Here is a 15,933-nt window from a genome sequence, read left to right as displayed (position 1 = left end):
TGAACGTACTACTATCGATCACGCAAGGGTCATCCGACGGAGGAGGGGGCGGCGTGGAGACGACGGCAGGCGAAAAGCACCGGAACCACGGTCCGGTGGTGCGCAGGGGCGTACCCGCAGGCACCGAGGGGCAGGTGGCGGCTCTGTACTGGGAGGCGTTCGGCCGCAAGCTGGCCCCGGCTCTCGGCCCGTCCGAGACCGGGCGGGCGTTCATCGCGGCCCACCTCAACCACGACCGGGGCGTCGTCGCGCTCTCCGGCGCCCGGGTGGTCGGTGCGGCCGGCTACCGGCTGGGCGGCCGTGCCCTGACCGGCGGCGGTGTGCGGGACTTCCTCTCCGCCTACGGCCTGTTCCGCGGCCTGCCCCGACTGGCGGTGCTCGCCCTGCTCGAACGCAGCCCCGCCGCAGGCGAACTGGTCATGGACGGCATCGCCGTCGATGCGGCACACCGCGGCAAGGGCATCGGCAGCTTCCTCCTTCGGGAAATCGGTGCCGTGGCTGCCGAGAACGGCTGCCATCGAGTCCGCCTGGACGTCATCGACGCCAACCCCCGCGCCAGGGCACTGTACGAGCGGCACGGTTTCACCGCCCACCGCACCGAGCGGACCCCCTGTCTGCGCAAGCTGCTGGGCTTCGGCGCGGTCACCACCATGCACCGTTCGGTCACCACGCCTGGAGCAGCGAGCGAACGGAACGCACGATGAACAGCGGTGCCCCGTCCCGTGCCGAGGGATCGGCCGAGCGGCCGGAGATCCCCACCCGGCTGGTCGTGCAGGCCATGGTCCGCGAGGACGGCACCGTCGACGCCGCCGACCTGTACGCCGTCGCCGGCCTGCTCGGCATGAGCGACCAGCAGATCAGGCTCTGCGTCAAACGCCTCGTCACCGAGGGCCGGTTCACTCAGGAAGGCCGGGGCCGCAGAGCCACGCTGCACGCCGTGGCCGATGCGACCGGAGCACTCGCGCCCGACGCCGCCTACGTCCGCCACGCGTACCGGCAGGACGCCGGACTCGCCCCCTGGGACGGCGCCTGGCACCTGTTCGCCTTCGCCATCCCCGAATCCCAGCGGGCCGCCCGTGACGCGCTGCGCGAGCACCTCCTCCACCTCGGCGCCGCACCGGTCCAGAGCGGTCTGTACATCACCGCCAACCCCGTGACCGAGCTCGTCGAAGCCCGAGCCGGGCATCTCGGCGTCATCGAAGCCCTCACCCGGCTGACCACCACCGACCCGAGGATCGGTGACACCGCCGACCCCCGCGACCTCGCCGCCGTGCTGTGGCCGCTCGGCGAGATCGCTCAGAGGCACGAGGACCTCGCCGCCTTCGCCCAGGCCCGCCTGGCCTGTCTCGCCGAGCGGCCGGAGCCGTCGGACGCCGAACGTCTCACCATGGCAGTCGAACTCGCCGCCCGGTTCACCGCCGCGATGAAGCCCGACCCTCTTCTGCCGCCGGAACTCCTGCCACAGCCCTGGCCGGGCAAACGCGCCCGACGTCTGGCAGCCGACTGCTGGAGGCACCTGCGCGAGGCCCGACCGGCAGGTGAGACCCCCACCCTCCGACTGTTCGCGCTCTACGCCGACGTGCTGCCCCCGGCAGCGCTGTGACCGGGTTCGCCGCGGTGGCGTCCCGCCTGGTGGTGTAGCCGATCAAGTCGCCGGAATCCGCAGGCCAGCGACGGTACTTCCGCACAACCGGGCGCTCAACTCGCCCCAGCAGGGCGCCTCGTAGACGGCCGGCTCGGCGCAGATCGCCTGGGGCCTCGTACCGGAACGCGTAAGGCTTGACCCCCTACACCACGACGCGGGACGCGACCTTCGCCGCGAGCCGGTGGACCCGTCCGGTCACGGCACCGGCCGAATCGCCCACCGGCCGGCACCACGCGACGCGTCCGTTCGGCCGGCCCGTCCCGCCGCCGACCCCGGCCGCGCCGAGCCCCGCCCGCCGGCTCAGACCGCCATCGCCTCCTGGATCCAGCGCTTCACCCGGTACGGCAGCCACCAGGCCAGCTCGCCGACGCGCAGCACGAGGTGCTCCTCGGTGAAGTCGGCCAGCGCGTCCGGCGGCACGTCGGCCGCCGGGGCGCCGTGGTCCAGCCGGGCGATGGCGTCGTGGTAATGCGGCTCGTCGCAGGTGAAGCGGCGCAGGTCGCCCCAGCGGCGGTCGCGGATCTGGAGGAAACCGGGGCCCTGCCGCCACAGGCACTTGCACAGGTAGTGGCTGCTCCGCCAGGCGAGCAGCTGTTCCTCCGCCCGGTCCGGACCCTCCAGCCCCTGCGGCGGCTGGAGATGGCTGAGCAGCTTCCACGTCTCCTCGTCGCCGGGCCCGACCCGCAGCCGCCATTCGACGAACACGGCGCGTGCGGTCAGGTCCCGCACCAGGCACAGCGACCGCACCGTGCGGCGTGCGGGGGCGGCCGCGGCGTTGGCCGCAGGGGTGAGGTCGATGGTGCGGGGCACCACGACCCGCCGGGCCCCGAGGCCCCACAGCCGGTCGGTCTCCTCGCTCATCGGGCCCGAGAGACGGTGGCTGCCGAGCGCCATACCGGGCAGGGCACAGGCGTCCGGGTCGTAGTCGCGCCAGGCGGTGACCGTCAGCGGGACGTCGTCGGCGGTGGTGCTCGGGGGGTGGACTGCGCTGGTCATGGGGCCTCCTGGGAGCGCGGGTACCGGGCTGCGGGTCACACCGAGACGGGCGGCTGGACGGTGTCGCGGGGCGCGTCCGCCCTGCCGCGGTCACCGCCGCCCGCCCACGCGTCCCCTTCGGCCGCGCCCCCGCCGGCAGGTTCTGGTGCGGCGGCCCCCGCGGTGTGCAGGTGCCGCATGAAGTCCAGCCGCAGCAGGTCCTCGTTCACCGCGGCCGGGGCGATGTGCACGTACTGGCCGCCGTCGGTGAAGACGATGCCCCGGGTGACCCACTCGTCCAGGATCCGCTCCACCTCCTCCTGGCCGCGCGGGTCGCCCGGGACACGGGCCGCTGCCTTGCGGGCGAGCGCGGCCGGTGCGTGCGGCTGGTCCAGCAGCCGGAACAGCGCGACCTCGAACGGATCGGCCAGTTCCCAGGCGCGCCACGGGAACGCGCGGCGCCGGCTGACGAGCACGATCCGGTCGCCGAGGTCGGTGTGCGTCAGCCTGGCGTCGGTGTGGTGCTTCTTCCAGTCGGCCAGCGCGTCGTTGAGGGCGGAAACGGTCGGCTCGCCGATGCCGCGCGCCGGGGCCTCGAAGACGTAGGCGAGGTCGTACAGCTCCTCCTCGGGCAGGTCGTAGGTGAAGCGGTAGTGCGCCTCGGGGCGCAGCCCCGTGAAGCCGAGTTCGGGGCGGTTGAAGTACGGGCTGAACCGCTCGATCGCGATGCGGGCGGACAGGTCGACGGGCGGGTCGAGGTGCTCCAGGGCGGGAATCTGCGCGATGACCGGCTCGTAGTCCTCCGCGGTCTCACCGGGGAAGCCGTGCAGGTAGTTCCAGGACACCGACAGGCCCGTCTCGGCCCCGTCGCGCAGCATGCGCACGTTCTGGCACCCGCTGACCCCCTTGTCCATCAGGTCGAGCACCCGGTTGTTGAGGCTCTCGATACCGGGCTGGACGTAGATCAGACCCGCGTCGGACAGGGTACGCAGCTGGGGCCGCCGCATGTTGGCCTTGATCTCGATGTGCAGCCGCAGGTCGTAGCCGCTGTCGATGATCCGCGGCAGCACGGTGCTCAGATAGCCCATGTCGAGGATGTTGTCGACGACGTACATGTCCAGGACCCGGTGGCGCCGGGCCAGTTCCATGATCTCCTCGTAGAAGACCTCCGGGCTCTTGCTGCGGAACTGCATGAAGGAACCGTTGAGACCGCAGAACGTGCAGTGGTGCTTCTCGCCCCACCAGCAGCCGCGGGCGCCTTCGACGACCAGTTTCGGCTCCACCCAGTTGCGTGCCACGGAGGCGGCCAGGCACTCGAAGTAGCCGCTGTAGTCGGGCGGGAGGATGCGGGCGGGCGGCAGTGGCGCGGTGGCCATCGGGTTGACGACGCTGCCGCCGTCCGCGGCCCGGTGGCACAGGCCCGGGATGCCGCCGAGGTCGGTCCGCCCCTCGGCCAGTGCCCTCACCAGTTCCGGGAACGCGGTCTCGCCCTCGCCGCGCACGACGTGGTCCACGAACGGGAAGTTCCGGTGGACCGCGGCGCCCTGTTCGGCATCGCAGTTGGCCCCGCCCATGACTGTCACGATGTGCGGCGCGAGCCGCTTGACGTGGCGGGCGGCCGCGAGGGCCGCGGTGTTCTGCTGGAAGGTGGAGGTGAAGCCGGCGACGTCAGGGGCGTGTTCGACGATGCGCCGGGCGATCTCCTCCACGAACGCGGGCACTTCACGGTGCAACTCCCGGGTCATCCGCATCCGCGACCCGCGCAGCTTGCCCTTCATCACCGACGCGAACTCGTCCTCCCGCCACGAAGGGTCGCCGTACAGCGCCGAGGAGAACACCCAGTCGCCGCATCCCATGAAGTAGGAGGACAGGGAGTAGTACTCGTAGTCGTCGGCGGCGAACTCCCGGCGGGCGGTGATCCAGTCGGTGAAGTCCAGGTTGGCGTGCAGGACCTCGGCCGTGGCTCCCGGGACCCGCTCGTCGATGCTGCGCTTGAGGATGCCGAGGGCGAGTGAGGGCAGGTCGATGGGGGACCAGGGCATGTTGACCAGCAGTACGCGCACTTCGGCTCCTTGACGGTCCTCGAACGGTGGGACGTTGGGTGCTGGGGCGGCGGTCCGGGCCGGTCCGCCCGGCGGTCGGTCGTCACGCCGGGCGGACGCGGGGCTTCGGCGGTGCCGGCCGGCCCGGGGCGTGCGCCGGGCCGGCCGGGCCGGGTCAGTCCTCTTCGGAATCCTCGGCGTTACGGAACGGGATCGTGATGGTGATCCCGATGCCCGGCTTGCGGTTCTCCTCGTCACCCGCCAGCGGGTCGTTGTTGATGACGTCCTTCTGCACGGTGTCCTCCTCTCTCGGTGCGCCGATGTCGTGCCTGCCCCGGTGCCGCCGACGTCGGCGGCCGGCCGGGATCCCCCTCCGGTCGGAGCGGGATGTCTAGGTGTGCCCGGCCCTCCGGGCCGGGGCGCGCGAGCCCGGGTGCCGGGCGCGGCGCAGTTCGCGGTCCAGGAAGCCGATGGCGCGGCGCAGCACGGCGACGTGGTCGCGCCCGTCGTAGCCGTCGTGCCCCGTGTCCAGCCACATGGCCGCGTGCCGCACGCCCGCGCCGGCGAGGGCCCGCAGGTAGTCGCGCACCTGCCCCGGCGGGCACTTGTCGTCGCGCTCGGCCGCGACGACGAGCAGCGGGGCACGTACGCGGGACACGTAGCTCACGGGGGAGCTGCGGGCGTACGCCTCGGGCATCGTCTCGGGCGTGCCGCCGAACAGCCGCTCGTCGAGGGCACGCAGCGCGGGCGTGGCGGTCCGGTGGGCGGCCGCGCAGTCGGCGATCGGCTTCACCGCGACGACGGCGTGCCACAGGGCGGGGTCGATGCCGGCCGCGAGAAGCGCCAGGTACCCGCCCCACGAACTGCCCCACAGGGCGGTCGCGTCGGCCCTCACCAGACCGCGGTGGACCAGGTCGGCCCGTACGGAGGCGAGGTCCTGCACCTGGGTCAGGCCCACGCCCGCCGGGTACGCGCGCCGCCAGCGCGGCCCGTAGCCCGTGGAGCCCCGGTAGTTGACGCGTACGACCGCGAAGCCGGAGGCCACCAGGGAGTGCACGACACCGTCGTAGGCGTCGCGGTCGTGGTCCGCCGGACCACCGTGCACCAGGAACACCGCCGGGGCCGGGAGCACGTCGTCCGGCAGCGCGAGCAGGCTGTGCACCGGGCCGTCCGGGCCCGGGGTCCAGACCTCACGGTGGTCGCCGGGTACGGAGCCGTCGACGGTTCCGAGCGGCGGCAGCCGGGTGCCCGCGGACGACAGCATGCGGGGCGGCCGCGAGGCCGACGTCCACAGGCAGTGCACGTCCCCGCCGGGCCGCACGGCCGCGGCCAGCAGGGTGCCGGGCGGCGTCGGCACTGCGGTGACCGAACGCAGACGGGGGTCGGCGCGGTGGAGCAGGCTGCGGCCGTGGCGTTCCTGCCGGACCAGCACGCTGCCGCCGTCGGGGTACCAGGAGGCGGTGATCTCCGTGTCGAAAGCGCACCACTCCCAGGTGCGCACTCCGGATCCGGGGCGCCAGACCGCGAGGACGTAGCGGTCGCGGTGCTGGCGGACGAGCAGCAGTTCGGTGCCGTCGTCGCCGTCGCGGTCGCTGCGGTCGTCCGCGCGGGTGGTGTCGGCGCCGTCCGCCGGCCGGAAGCCGAGCGCCCACAGTTCCCCGCCGTGCCCGCCACCGCGCAGTGCCGCCCGCACCGTGCCGTCCGGGGACAGCACGGCCACCGCGCGATCGGACCCCGCCGGGCCGCCGACGGCGAGGTGCCGCCCGTCCGGTGAGATCCCCGTGAGCACGGCGTGACCCTCGAAGCGTGTCACGGTACGGGCCCGGCCCCCGCGCCGGCCGACGTGGACGGTGGTGCCGTCGTCCGCGGCCGTGGCGACGGCGACCGTGCCGCAGGAGGTGAGGGCGAGCCCCCGTGGGGCGCCGTCCGGAACGCCCTCCAGACCGGGCCGGTCCTCGCCGCCCTCGAAGGGCCGGAACCGCCAGTGGCCGCGGCCCTCGGCGTCCTCGTCGAACCACCACACCCGGGCGTCGTGGTCGATGGCGCAGTGCAGCGTGCCGCCCGGACGGTCCGTCACCTGCTCCGCCGCACCCGTCGTGGCGTCCCAGGTGAAGACCTGGCAGCGTCCGTCGGCGTCGGCCGTGAACGTCATTCGCGTGGGGTCGGTGGGGCAGACGTCCGGCAGCTCGGCACGGTAGGTCCGGAAGCGGGGGGCGGGGCGCTCGCCGACGGCGGTGGCCTCGTCGGGCGCCGCGTCGGCGGGCACCTCGGCGGGGCGGCGCCGGGCGTCGGCGGCGGAGGGTCGGGTCACGGTCGGCCTCCGGGGCGCAGACGTCCGGCCCGAAGACCGGTGAACAGGGCGAGGAGCACGAGCGCCAGGGCGCAGAGCGCCGGGGCTGCCGCGGGCCCGGCATGTGTCGCGAGCGCCCCGGCGACCACCGGTGAACCGGCGCCCGCACCCACGACCGCCGTGGCCAGCAACGCGCCCGTCCTCGCCTGGAGATGGTGCGGGGTCTCGGCGATCGCGGCGGACTGGACGACCACGGTGGCCGGGGCGAGCAGCAGGCAGAACGCCCCGAAGCAGAGCCCGAAGCTCCAGGGCGACCCCGCCACGGCGAGGCCGGCGGCGGGAAGCACCGTCAGCCAGGTCACGGCCACCAGCGTCCGCGTGCCGCCCAGTCGCCGTACGACGGTGGGCGCGGCGAGGGCACCCGCGAGCCCGGCGCCGCCGGACACGGCCAGCACCAGCCCCATCGCGACCGGCCCGCCGTCGTCCTGCAGTGCGAACAGGGCGGAGAAGTAGAGGGCCGCCAGCGCCGCGTTGACCGTCGTGGTCCAGACGAGCACGAGACGGAGGCGGGGTGCGGCACGGAGCAGGGTGAGGCCGGCGACGGTCTCGTGGGCGTACGACCGCAGCGCGCGCAGCGGCGTCGGCGTCCCGGCGGACCGGGCGTCCGGGGCGGGCGCGCAGCCGTCTGCGGCGGGGGCGGCCGGTGCGCCGGGCGGCCGAGGTGCGTCCGGGGCCGGCGGGGACGGGGTGGCATCGCGGGCCTGGGCAGGTACGGGCGCGGCCGCCCGCGCGTCGTCCGCCCCGGGCCCGGGCGCCGTTGAGCCGGCCCGCAGATCGGAGCGCATGGATCGTACGCACAGCGCCGTCACCACGTACGAGAGCGCGTCGGCAGCGAACGGGAGGGGCCGGGAGAGCTGGTACAGCACTCCGCCGAGGAGCGGCCCTGCCACGAGCGCGGCGCGGTCGCCGGCCTCCAGACCGGCCACGACGCGGGGCACCTCGTGCGGCGCGGCGACGAGCGCGACGGTGCCGCGCGCGGCGGCCTCGAAGCACGCGGTGGCCGTGCGCTCCACGAGCAGTGCGCCGAGCAGAAGCGCGAACGGAGGCCGGCCCGCCGCCACGGACAGGGCCACCGCCCCCATGGCCGCCGCGGCCATGGCGGCGGAACCGGCCATCACGGGTTTGCGCAGGCCCCGGTCCGCCGCCACCGCCACGACGGGTCCGCAGACCAGTGTGACGAGCATGCCCGCGCCCGCGAGGAGCCCGACCGTCGTCGGCGGGTGACCGAGTCCGAGGAGAAGCAGCGGGAAGGCGACGCCCGACATCTGGGTGCCGAGGGCGTCGGCGGCGTTGGAACTCCACAGCAGTCCGATGTCACGCGGGGCATCGAGGCGGCCGGCTCTGCCGTCGGGCTCCTCCGGTTCGGGCGGCATCAGGTCCGGAACCTTGCGGACGAGTCCGTCCCGCTCGCTGCGTAGGCCCACGCCCTCGGAGTCGCCGGAAGACGCAGCACGATCCATGCCCTGCCCCCTCGGGCCGTGGTGGTACCTCCCGCCGTCACATCGCCGTTTCTCCCGTGCACGCAAAGAGCGCACAAATGTGCAGGAAATGTGCGGGAAGTGAAATCGAGCGGAGCCTAGCCACGGCGATTCGGCAGCCGCAAGACGTCGAACGGCGACCGATTCTGTCGCAAACCGGCCGTCGGCCATGGCTGTACGGGGCCGGGCGGCGCTTTCGCGGCTTACGTGGCCGGGGGTGTCGCCCGCCGGCTCGGCGGAGGCCGGTACCGCCCTGAACGGCGGCTTCCGTGCCTCCGCTTCACATCGGCGCACCCCTCGTCCGTCCCGGCTGGGCGGAACGGTGTTCTCCGGTACACCGTGTACGCATTCCGGACCTTGCATGGAATGCCGGATTCCTTATCGTCCCGCCGGAAGTGTTTGTGTGAGCAAAGCGCAGCCGGGTGTGAACGCGCCTGGTGTCTGTGTGACGGGTGTGGTGGACGTGTCGAACCGGCCTCGGCTTGTGCGCGGTGGCCGAGTGGTGCGGTCGCGCTCCTCGATTGGCGTGAAACCGCCCCCGGCCGCAGGTCGGGGGATCCGTGTTCAATGCGCTCAATTCGGCCGGGCGGAATGCCGCCACGGGAGTGCCGTACGTGCGAGTGGCCGCTCGCGCGGCGGTGCGCGTCCGCGTCGGTCCGGTCGTCGCCACCGGGTTCGTCCACGCACTCGGGGCGTGCCGGGTGGCCCGACCGCCGTCGCGCCGCAGCGCGTCACGCTCCCGGGGTGCGCCGTCGTGCTCCTGCCCTCCTCGCCGGGCCGGCGGCCGCCGCCTTCCTCGACGGTCAACCGGTCGGGCGAGCCCGCCCGAAGGGCTCGGCGTGAGCCGTCCCGCTCGGGCGGGTCGCACTGCGTCAGGCTCGGGGTGATTGACGTGGCTTGACTGCGGAGGCGAATGTAACAGAAGCTGTTGCAACAAGGAGGAGTGATGGCGGCGAACAGTCGATTGACCATCGCGACGCACGCTCTGGCCTGGCTGGCGCTGGCGCAGCGCCGTGGCCAGGAGGTTCTTACTTCGGAGCAGGTCGCGGCCAGCATCAACACCAACCCCGTGATCATCCGGCGCAGTCTCGGTGACCTGCGGCGAGCCGGACTGGTGGAAGTCCGCCACGGTGCCGGTGCCGGCTGGAGTCTGGCCCGTGAGCCCGAGGCGATCACGCTGCTCGAGGTGTATGACGCCGTCGATGCGCATCCGCCGTTCGGGCTGCACCGCACCGAGCCCAATCCGGAGTGTCCGGTCGGCCGAGGCATCCGGCCCGCCCTGAGCGGGGTCTACGGCCGGGTCGAGCGGGTCATGCGGCGGGAGCTGGCGGACACGTCGATCGCCGATGTGCTTCGCGAGACGCTGGCCAACTAGCCAACTAGTCGATTGGCCAACCCGCCGACGGGCGGACGGCACCGACGCAACTCCCGTTGCAACAAGGGTCGTTCCAACAACTGAACGAGGGGTGAGACCGGTGAAGGGTCCACGGTGTCCAGTCGTCGAACTGCGGCAGTACACGCTGCACCCGGGACGGCGAGACGAGCTGGTCGATCTGTTCGACCGCGAGTTCGTCGAGTCCCAAGAGGCAGTAGGTGCGACCGTCCTGGGGCAGTTCCGCGACCTGGACGACCCCGACCGGTTCGTCTGGCTCCGCGGCTTCGAGGACATGCCGCGCCGCGCCGAGGCCCTGGAGAGCTTCTACGGCGGGCCGGTCTGGCAGGCGCACCGCGACGAGGCGAACGCGACGATGATCGACTCCGATGACGTGCTGCTGTTGCGGCCGGCCTCGGCGCGCGGTGGGTTCCCAGCGCCGGTCGGCGCCCGGCCGGCCCCCGGAGAGCCGGCGCCATCGCCGCCGTCGCTCGTCCTCGCCACGATCTGGTACGGCCACAGCCCGTTCGACACGGCGTTCGTCGAGTTCTTCCAGCAGCGCGTGCGACCCGTACTGACCGAGACGGGCGGCGAGCCATTGGCCTGCCTACGGTCGGAGCACGCCGCGAACACCTACCCGGCGCTGCCGGTACGGAAGAACGAGGAGGTCTTCGTGTGGTTCGCGCGGTTCCCCGACGAAGGCCACATCGACCGCCACCTGAGTCGCCTGCGGCATTCGGAACACTGGCGCGGGGAGGTGCTGCCGACCCTTTCGGAACGGTGGGCCGGGGCCCCGCAACGGCTACGGCTGGCACCCACCGAGCGTTCGACACTGCGCTGAGTCCCGACGGAGCCCGGGGACGGGCCACGACCTGCACGGTGAATCGGTCTCGCGCACCACGCCGGCCGTCGCCGCGACGTCATCCGGATACGACGCCGGCGGGAACCGGGTGGGCGTCGAGGGCACAGGACGCACCCTCGCGCCGCGGTCGTGCCGACTCCGCGTGCCGCCGAGGGCTTGCAGGGAAGCAGCACCTTGATCCCTGCAAGCCCTGAGGGGTGTTGCGGAAGTCCCCCGCCCTGCGCGCGGACGGAGTCTACTTCCGTGACACGCCCCGGGGCGCCGCGGATCCCGCCAGTCCCGCCTCGGCCTCCGCCAGTGCCGCCGGGTGGCCGAAGAGGCCCGGCAGACCGCCGGTGTGGAGGAAGACCGTACGGTCGCCGGGGGCGATGTCGCCGTCCTGCACGGCCGCGATCAGACCGGCCATGGCGCGGCCGGTGTAGACGGGGTCGAGGACGATGCCCTCGGTGCGGGCCGTGAGCCTCAGTGCGGCCGACACCGGTTCGGTCAGCGCGCCGTAGCCCGCACCGACCTGGTCCAGCCTCAGACGCAGGGTCTCCGCGTCGACGTCGTGGTCCGCCAGGCCGGAGGCCAACGCGGCCACGGTGGCGGCCGGGTCGGGTACGGCGCCGCAGTGGACGCCGAGGACGCGGTCCGGGCCGAGCGCGTGCACCAGGCCCGCCGTCGTGCCGCCGGAGCCGAGGGCCGCCACCACGGTGGTCAGGTCGGGTGCCTGGGCGAGGAGTTCGCGTCCGCAGGCCGCGTAGCCGCGTGCGCCGAGGACGCTGGAGCCGCCGAACGGGATGAGTTCCGGGACCGCGCCGTCGGCCCGGAGCCGCTCGGCCACCTCCCGGGCCGTGGTCGCGAGCGCGTCTTTGTGGACGTCACCGGCCCAGACGGCCGTGGCGCCGAACAGGCCGTCCAGCGCGAGGTTGCCGCCGGCCGACGCGTTCCGGGTGCCGGCGAGCACCAGGACGACCTCCAGTCCCAGGCGGGCGCCGGCGGCCGCGGTCAGCCGGGCGTGGTTGCTCTGCGGCGCGCCCGTGGTCACCAGGTGCGTGGCGCCCGCTGCCACGGCCTGCCCGCAGAGCCACTCGAGCTTCCGGATCTTGTTCCCGCCGCCGCCCAGGCCCGTGAGGTCGTCGCGCTTGATCCACAGATCGTCAGGGCCGAGGCCGAGCGCACGGGCGAGCCCGGGCAGGGGGTCGAGCGGGGTCGGCCAGGTGCCGAGCGGGACGGGCTGCGGGGCGCCGCTTGCGGAGGTCATGGTCACCATCGTCGCCCGTGGAGCGCCGCGGGCCGGACCCGGCCCCCGTGTCGCGGCAGCCCGCCCCTGTGGTGCGCGCGGTCACGCCGACCCGGCCCCGACCGCCCTGGGCGCCGCCCCCTCAACCCCGCTCCAGCAACCCCCTGACGAACGCCGCCTGTCCCGCGTGCTGGAGGTCGTCGGAGATGACGCTCACCAGCCGCACGCCCAGCGTCACCGGCGGGGACCACGACGCGTCGACGATCCGGTCGAGAGCGGCGTTGGTCAGGCCCCTGACAAACGCCACCGTCTCGTCGTGGACGGCGTCGTGGTAGCCCAGCAGCAGGTCGGGCGACTCCACCCGCACCCGCGCCACCTGGGCCCGGGTGTGACCGTAGCCGGTCGCATCCGGAGTGAACGGCAGCCCGAAACGGCCCTCCCAGTCCTGGGAGAGCCATACCTGCTCCCGTCCCGCCGCGTCCGCCACATGGTCGTCCTGGACCCGGGTGAGGTGCCACACCAGCCACGCGATGCTGTTGGCGCCGGGTTCCACGCGGGCGTGGAGGAGGTCCGGGGCGCATCCCCCGGCCGCGTCGTGCACCGTCTCCCTGATCCGTCCGAAGGCGTCTTCCAGCAGTTCCGCGCTGTTCATGCGGTGAGTCAATCCCGGGGCCACCCGCCTGTCCGCCCTCGACACGCGGGCGTCCCCGTCGCCGCCCCCGGCGCACCGTCCGAACCGGCCGCCGCGCGGCTTCGACGGCCCGCCGCACCGCCTCGACCGCAGCCGCAGTGCTTCGACCGCGACCGCCGGCCAAGGCGCCTCAGCCGCCCCGGGCCCGGTCTCGGCCGCCCTCGCGCCTCAGCCGCACCGTCACGATCTGGAACGGCCGAAGCACCAGCGCCACTCCGTCGTCCCCCACGGCGAGCGGCGGCCCCTCCAACGGCCGCTCCAGCAGGTCCGTCAGGACCGCGCCCGTGGCCGGGAACCCCGTGCGCAGCACCGTTGCCGCACGGCCGCCGAGCGACTCGTAGAGCCGGACGACGACATCTCCCGAGCCGTCGTCGGCCAGCTTCACGGCCTCCACCACGACAGCGGGACCGTCCGTCGTCACCACCGGCGGCACCGCGGCACCGCCCGGGCCGATCCGCAGCGGCAGGTTCAGCGCGTACCCCTCGGCGATCGCCTCCTCGACCGTCGCGCCGGGCAGCAGGGCGTACGTGAAGCGGTGTTGGCCCTGGTCCGCCCCGGGGTCGGGGATGCGGGGCGCACGGACCAGACTCAGCCGGACGGTCGTGGTCGTGCCGCCGTCCTCCTCCCGCGTCGTGCGCGTCACATCGTGCCCGTACGTGGAGTCGTTGAGGACCGCGACGCCGTAGCCGTTCTCGCCGATGTGCACCCAGCGATGGCCGTAGACCTCGAAACGGGCCGCTTCCCAACTCGTGTTGGTGTGGGTGGGTCGGTGGACGTGGCCGAACTGGATCTCCGCGGTGGAGCGTTCCGCGTGCACGTCGACCGGGAAGGCGGCCTTGAGGATCTTCTCCGCCTCGTGCCAGTCGATCTCGGTGTCGATGTCGACACGGCGGCTGCCGGCCCGCAGGGTGACGGTCTGCACGATCCGCGAGCCCCGGCCGAAGGTCCGCTCCACGCGCAGCGCGCCGAGCAGCGGGCTGTCGTCGGCGATCCTGATCGTGGCTCCCTCCAGCAGGTCGGTGTAGCGGGACAGGTAGTGCTTGTCGATGTCCCAGGCGTCCCAGTGGTTCGGCAGGTCACCGTGCAGCCGCAGCAGGTTGCCCTTGCCGCCGGGCGGCAGCACCTCGCGGCCGGCGACGAGGTCGCGTACGGAGGTGAAGGTGCCGTCGTCGGCGAGTTCGACCCGTACGAGCCCGTTGTCCAGGGCCCGGTTGGTCACCTTGACCGGCGGCTGCGCCGGGGCGTGCGGGACGATCCGGGCCGAGCCGGATGCCGGGACCTGCACGGCAACGGGGGCGGAGCCGTCGGACAGTCTCGGCAGCCCCGGGTCGAGGACATCGGCCAGGACCGACGGCACCCGTACGACCTCGGTCCGGTCCCGGGGCCCCGCGTTGTACGCCCACGGCTCGACCCGGCCCGCTCCGCTCACCGCCTCCAGGGCCTGCGCGGTCAGCGCCTCCAGCTCCTTCGCGACCCGGGCGTACTCCGCCTCGGCCTCGCGGTGGACCCAGGCGATCGACGAGCCGGGCAGGATGTCGTGGAACTGGTGCAGCAGAACCGTTTTCCACAGGCGGTCCAGCGCGGCGTGCGGGTAGGCGTACCCGGGTACGTGCAGCGCCGCCGTCGTCGCCCACAACTCGGCTTCACGCAGCGCGTGTTCACTGCGGCGGTTGCCCTGCTTGGTGCGGGCCTGGGAGGTGTAGGTGGCGCGGTGCAGCTCCAGGTACAGCTCGCCCGACCACACCGGGGCGTCGGTGTGGCCCGCGTACTCCGCCCGCGCCGCCTCGAAGAAGACGTCCGGGTGCTCGACGACGACCTTCGCCGAGCCCTCCAGGTCCGCAAGGCGACGGGCCCGCTCCAGCATCTCCCGGGTGGGTCCGCCGCCGCCGTCGCCGTGGCCGAACGGCGCCAGCGATCGCGTACCGCGTCCCTTGTCCCGGTAGTTGCGCACCGCGTGGGCCACCTCCCGCCCGGAGAAGACCACGTTGTAGGTGTCGACGGGCGGGAAGTGGGTGAAGATCCGCGAGCCGTCGATGCCCTCCCACCAGAACGTGTGGTGGGGCAGCTTGTTGGTCTGGTTCCAGGACAGTTTCTGGGTGAGGAACCAGCTCATCCCAGCAAGTTTCGCGAGCTGCGGATAGGCCGCCGTGTAGCCGAACGAGTCCGGCAGCCACACCCCGTGCGTCTCGATGCCGAACTCGTCGAGGAAGAAGCGCTTCCCGTGCACGAGCTGCCGGGCCAGCGCCTCACCGCCGGGCAGATTGCCGTCCGCCTCCACCCACATCCCGCCGACGGGCGCCCACTGCCCGTTCGCCACCGCCTCCCTGATCCCGGCCCACACCCGCGGATGGTTGTCCCGCACCCACGCGTACTGCTGCGCCTGCGAGCAGGCGAAGACGAACTCGGGGTACTCCTTCGCCAGCGAGGTGACGTTGGAGAACGTCCGGGCCGCCTTCCGCTTGGTCTCCCGGATCGGCCACAGCCAGGCGCTGTCGATGTGGGCGTGCCCGACCGCCGACAGGGTGTGCGCGCTGGCGTGGGCGGGCCGGGCGAGGGCCTCGGCGAGGACGTCCCGTGCCGCGGCCGCCGTTCCCGGCACGTCGTCGAGGTCGAGCACGTCCAGCGCTCGCTCCAGGGTGTACATGATCTCGTGACGGCGCGGCTCGTGCGCGTCGAGCTCCAGCATCAGCTCCTGCAGCACCTGCATGTCCAGCGACAGGTGCCAGACCTCCTCGTCGAGCACGGCGAGATCGGCCCGCGCGAAGGTGTAGAGCGGTGCGCTGCCCGCCGTGCGCCTGTCGCCCATCGGGGTGGGGGAGCGGAAACGGTCCTTGAGGATGTCCGGGTTGGATGCGGCCTCGATCAGCAAGGCGACCCGTTCGCCACCCGCCGCGGGGCAGGCGACCGGCACGTACTGGTTCTGCGGGTTGACGGCCTTCACCGGTGTGCCGTCGGGCAGATGGACGAGAGCCTCGGCCTGGTTGCCCGGCCAGCCGCTGGTGAACCCCAGGTCGAACCAGGCCTCCACGCGCCGGCCCGCCCACTCCGCGGGCACGTCGCCGGCGACCCGGAACCAGGTGGTGCCCCACGGCGGACCCCACGCGGAGCCCGTGGCGAACGGTTCGTAGGGGGCCTCCCGCGCCTCCTCGAACGGCACGGGCTCGTCGGGCACCTGCCAGGCCGCCACGGCCAGCGGCACGGAGTCCGCGTGAATCACCGGCCGGATGCGCTGATCCAGTACACGCGCGACGCGCTGCTCGATCCTGTGCCGTTCGTCGTGCATCTCTCAGCAC

Annotated in this window: 11 protein-coding genes; 4 read left to right on the top strand and 7 right to left on the bottom strand. The window is 73.4% G+C overall.

Features of this window, described 5'->3' with window-relative positions:
- The first annotated feature begins 53 nt into the window (after positions 1-53).
- Together QMZ92_RS22135 and QMZ92_RS22130 are read left to right on the top strand one after the other, a co-directional pair.
- Entirely contained in the window at positions 54-704 is a 651-nt protein-coding gene (locus tag QMZ92_RS22135; protein WP_283299137.1) for a GNAT family N-acetyltransferase, read from the top strand.
- On the top strand, positions 701-1,603 hold the full coding sequence (locus QMZ92_RS22130; protein ID WP_283299135.1) for a PaaX family transcriptional regulator C-terminal domain-containing protein: 903 nt from the start codon (positions 701-703) through the stop codon (positions 1,601-1,603). The genes QMZ92_RS22135 and QMZ92_RS22130 overlap by 4 nt, the downstream gene beginning before the upstream one ends.
- A 342-nt stretch (positions 1,604-1,945) precedes the next feature.
- Here the strand turns inward: QMZ92_RS22130 and QMZ92_RS22125 are convergent, their stop codons facing one another.
- The 4 genes from QMZ92_RS22125 to QMZ92_RS22110 all read right to left on the bottom strand — a co-directional run bounded on the left by QMZ92_RS22125 (position 1,946) and on the right by QMZ92_RS22110 (position 8,472).
- Positions 1,946-2,641, bottom strand: coding sequence for a DUF5825 family protein (locus QMZ92_RS22125; protein ID WP_283299134.1), 696 nt, complete (start codon positions 2,639-2,641; stop codon positions 1,946-1,948).
- A gap of 35 nt (positions 2,642-2,676) precedes the next feature.
- Entirely contained in the window at positions 2,677-4,683 is a 2,007-nt protein-coding gene (locus tag QMZ92_RS22120; RefSeq protein ID WP_283299133.1) for a RiPP maturation radical SAM C-methyltransferase, read from the bottom strand.
- A 370-nt stretch (positions 4,684-5,053) separates the two neighbouring features.
- Positions 5,054-6,973 carry a S9 family peptidase gene (locus QMZ92_RS22115; RefSeq protein ID WP_283299132.1) on the bottom strand — a complete coding sequence of 640 codons (1,920 nt, stop codon included), beginning with the start codon at positions 6,971-6,973 and terminating at the stop codon, positions 5,054-5,056.
- Positions 6,970-8,472, bottom strand: coding sequence for an MFS transporter (locus tag QMZ92_RS22110; RefSeq protein WP_283299131.1), 1,503 nt, complete (start codon positions 8,470-8,472; stop codon positions 6,970-6,972). The genes QMZ92_RS22115 and QMZ92_RS22110 overlap by 4 nt, the downstream gene beginning before the upstream one ends.
- A gap of 964 nt (positions 8,473-9,436) precedes the next feature.
- On the opposite strand from QMZ92_RS22110, the gene QMZ92_RS22105 reads away from it, so the two are divergent.
- Together QMZ92_RS22105 and QMZ92_RS22100 are read left to right on the top strand one after the other, a co-directional pair.
- Positions 9,437-9,865: an Rrf2 family transcriptional regulator gene (locus QMZ92_RS22105; RefSeq protein ID WP_283299130.1), complete on the top strand. Its 429-nt coding sequence runs from the start codon at positions 9,437-9,439 to the stop codon at positions 9,863-9,865.
- Between the two features lie 100 nt (positions 9,866-9,965).
- Positions 9,966-10,703, top strand: a complete 738-nt coding sequence (locus QMZ92_RS22100; protein WP_283299129.1) for an NIPSNAP family protein — start codon at positions 9,966-9,968, stop codon at positions 10,701-10,703.
- Positions 10,704-10,959: 256 nt separating this feature from the next.
- Here QMZ92_RS22100 and QMZ92_RS22095 read toward each other — a convergent pair whose 3' ends face one another.
- From QMZ92_RS22095 to QMZ92_RS22085, 3 genes are all read right to left on the bottom strand, one after another.
- Positions 10,960-11,970: a D-cysteine desulfhydrase family protein gene (locus QMZ92_RS22095; protein WP_283299128.1), complete on the bottom strand. Its 1,011-nt coding sequence runs from the start codon at positions 11,968-11,970 to the stop codon at positions 10,960-10,962.
- A gap of 121 nt (positions 11,971-12,091) precedes the next feature.
- The gene (locus QMZ92_RS22090; protein ID WP_283299127.1) at positions 12,092-12,601 is read right to left on the bottom strand and encodes a mycothiol transferase; all 510 of its coding nucleotides are present in this window, start codon (positions 12,599-12,601) and stop codon (positions 12,092-12,094) included.
- A 169-nt stretch (positions 12,602-12,770) separates the two neighbouring features.
- Entirely contained in the window at positions 12,771-15,923 is a 3,153-nt protein-coding gene (locus QMZ92_RS22085) for an alpha-mannosidase (RefSeq protein WP_283299126.1), read from the bottom strand.
- Positions 15,924-15,933: the final 10 nt, after the last annotated feature.

The sequence above is a fragment of the Streptomyces sp. HNM0645 genome, assembly GCF_030056615.1.
Classification (GTDB): Bacteria; Actinomycetota; Actinomycetes; order Streptomycetales; family Streptomycetaceae; genus Streptomyces; species Streptomyces marianii.
The sequence above is the reverse complement of the archived record's forward strand: the minus strand, read 5'-3'. Positions and strand labels throughout refer to the sequence as shown.

Excerpts from the sequence above, each read along its gene's own strand:
- QMZ92_RS22105 (WP_283299130.1), top strand. The coding sequence starts at position 9,437 with ATGGCGGCGAACAGTCGATTGACCATCGCGACGCACGCTCTGGCCTGG.
- QMZ92_RS22110 (WP_283299131.1), bottom strand. The coding sequence starts at position 8,472 with ATGGATCGTGCTGCGTCTTCCGGCGACTCCGAGGGCGTGGGCCTACGC.
- QMZ92_RS22095 (WP_283299128.1), bottom strand. The coding sequence starts at position 11,970 with ATGACCTCCGCAAGCGGCGCCCCGCAGCCCGTCCCGCTCGGCACCTGG.
- QMZ92_RS22130 (WP_283299135.1), top strand. The coding sequence starts at position 701 with ATGAACAGCGGTGCCCCGTCCCGTGCCGAGGGATCGGCCGAGCGGCCG.
- QMZ92_RS22085 (WP_283299126.1), bottom strand. The coding sequence starts at position 15,923 with ATGCACGACGAACGGCACAGGATCGAGCAGCGCGTCGCGCGTGTACTG.
- QMZ92_RS22125 (WP_283299134.1), bottom strand. The coding sequence starts at position 2,641 with ATGACCAGCGCAGTCCACCCCCCGAGCACCACCGCCGACGACGTCCCG.
- QMZ92_RS22090 (WP_283299127.1), bottom strand. The coding sequence starts at position 12,601 with ATGAACAGCGCGGAACTGCTGGAAGACGCCTTCGGACGGATCAGGGAG.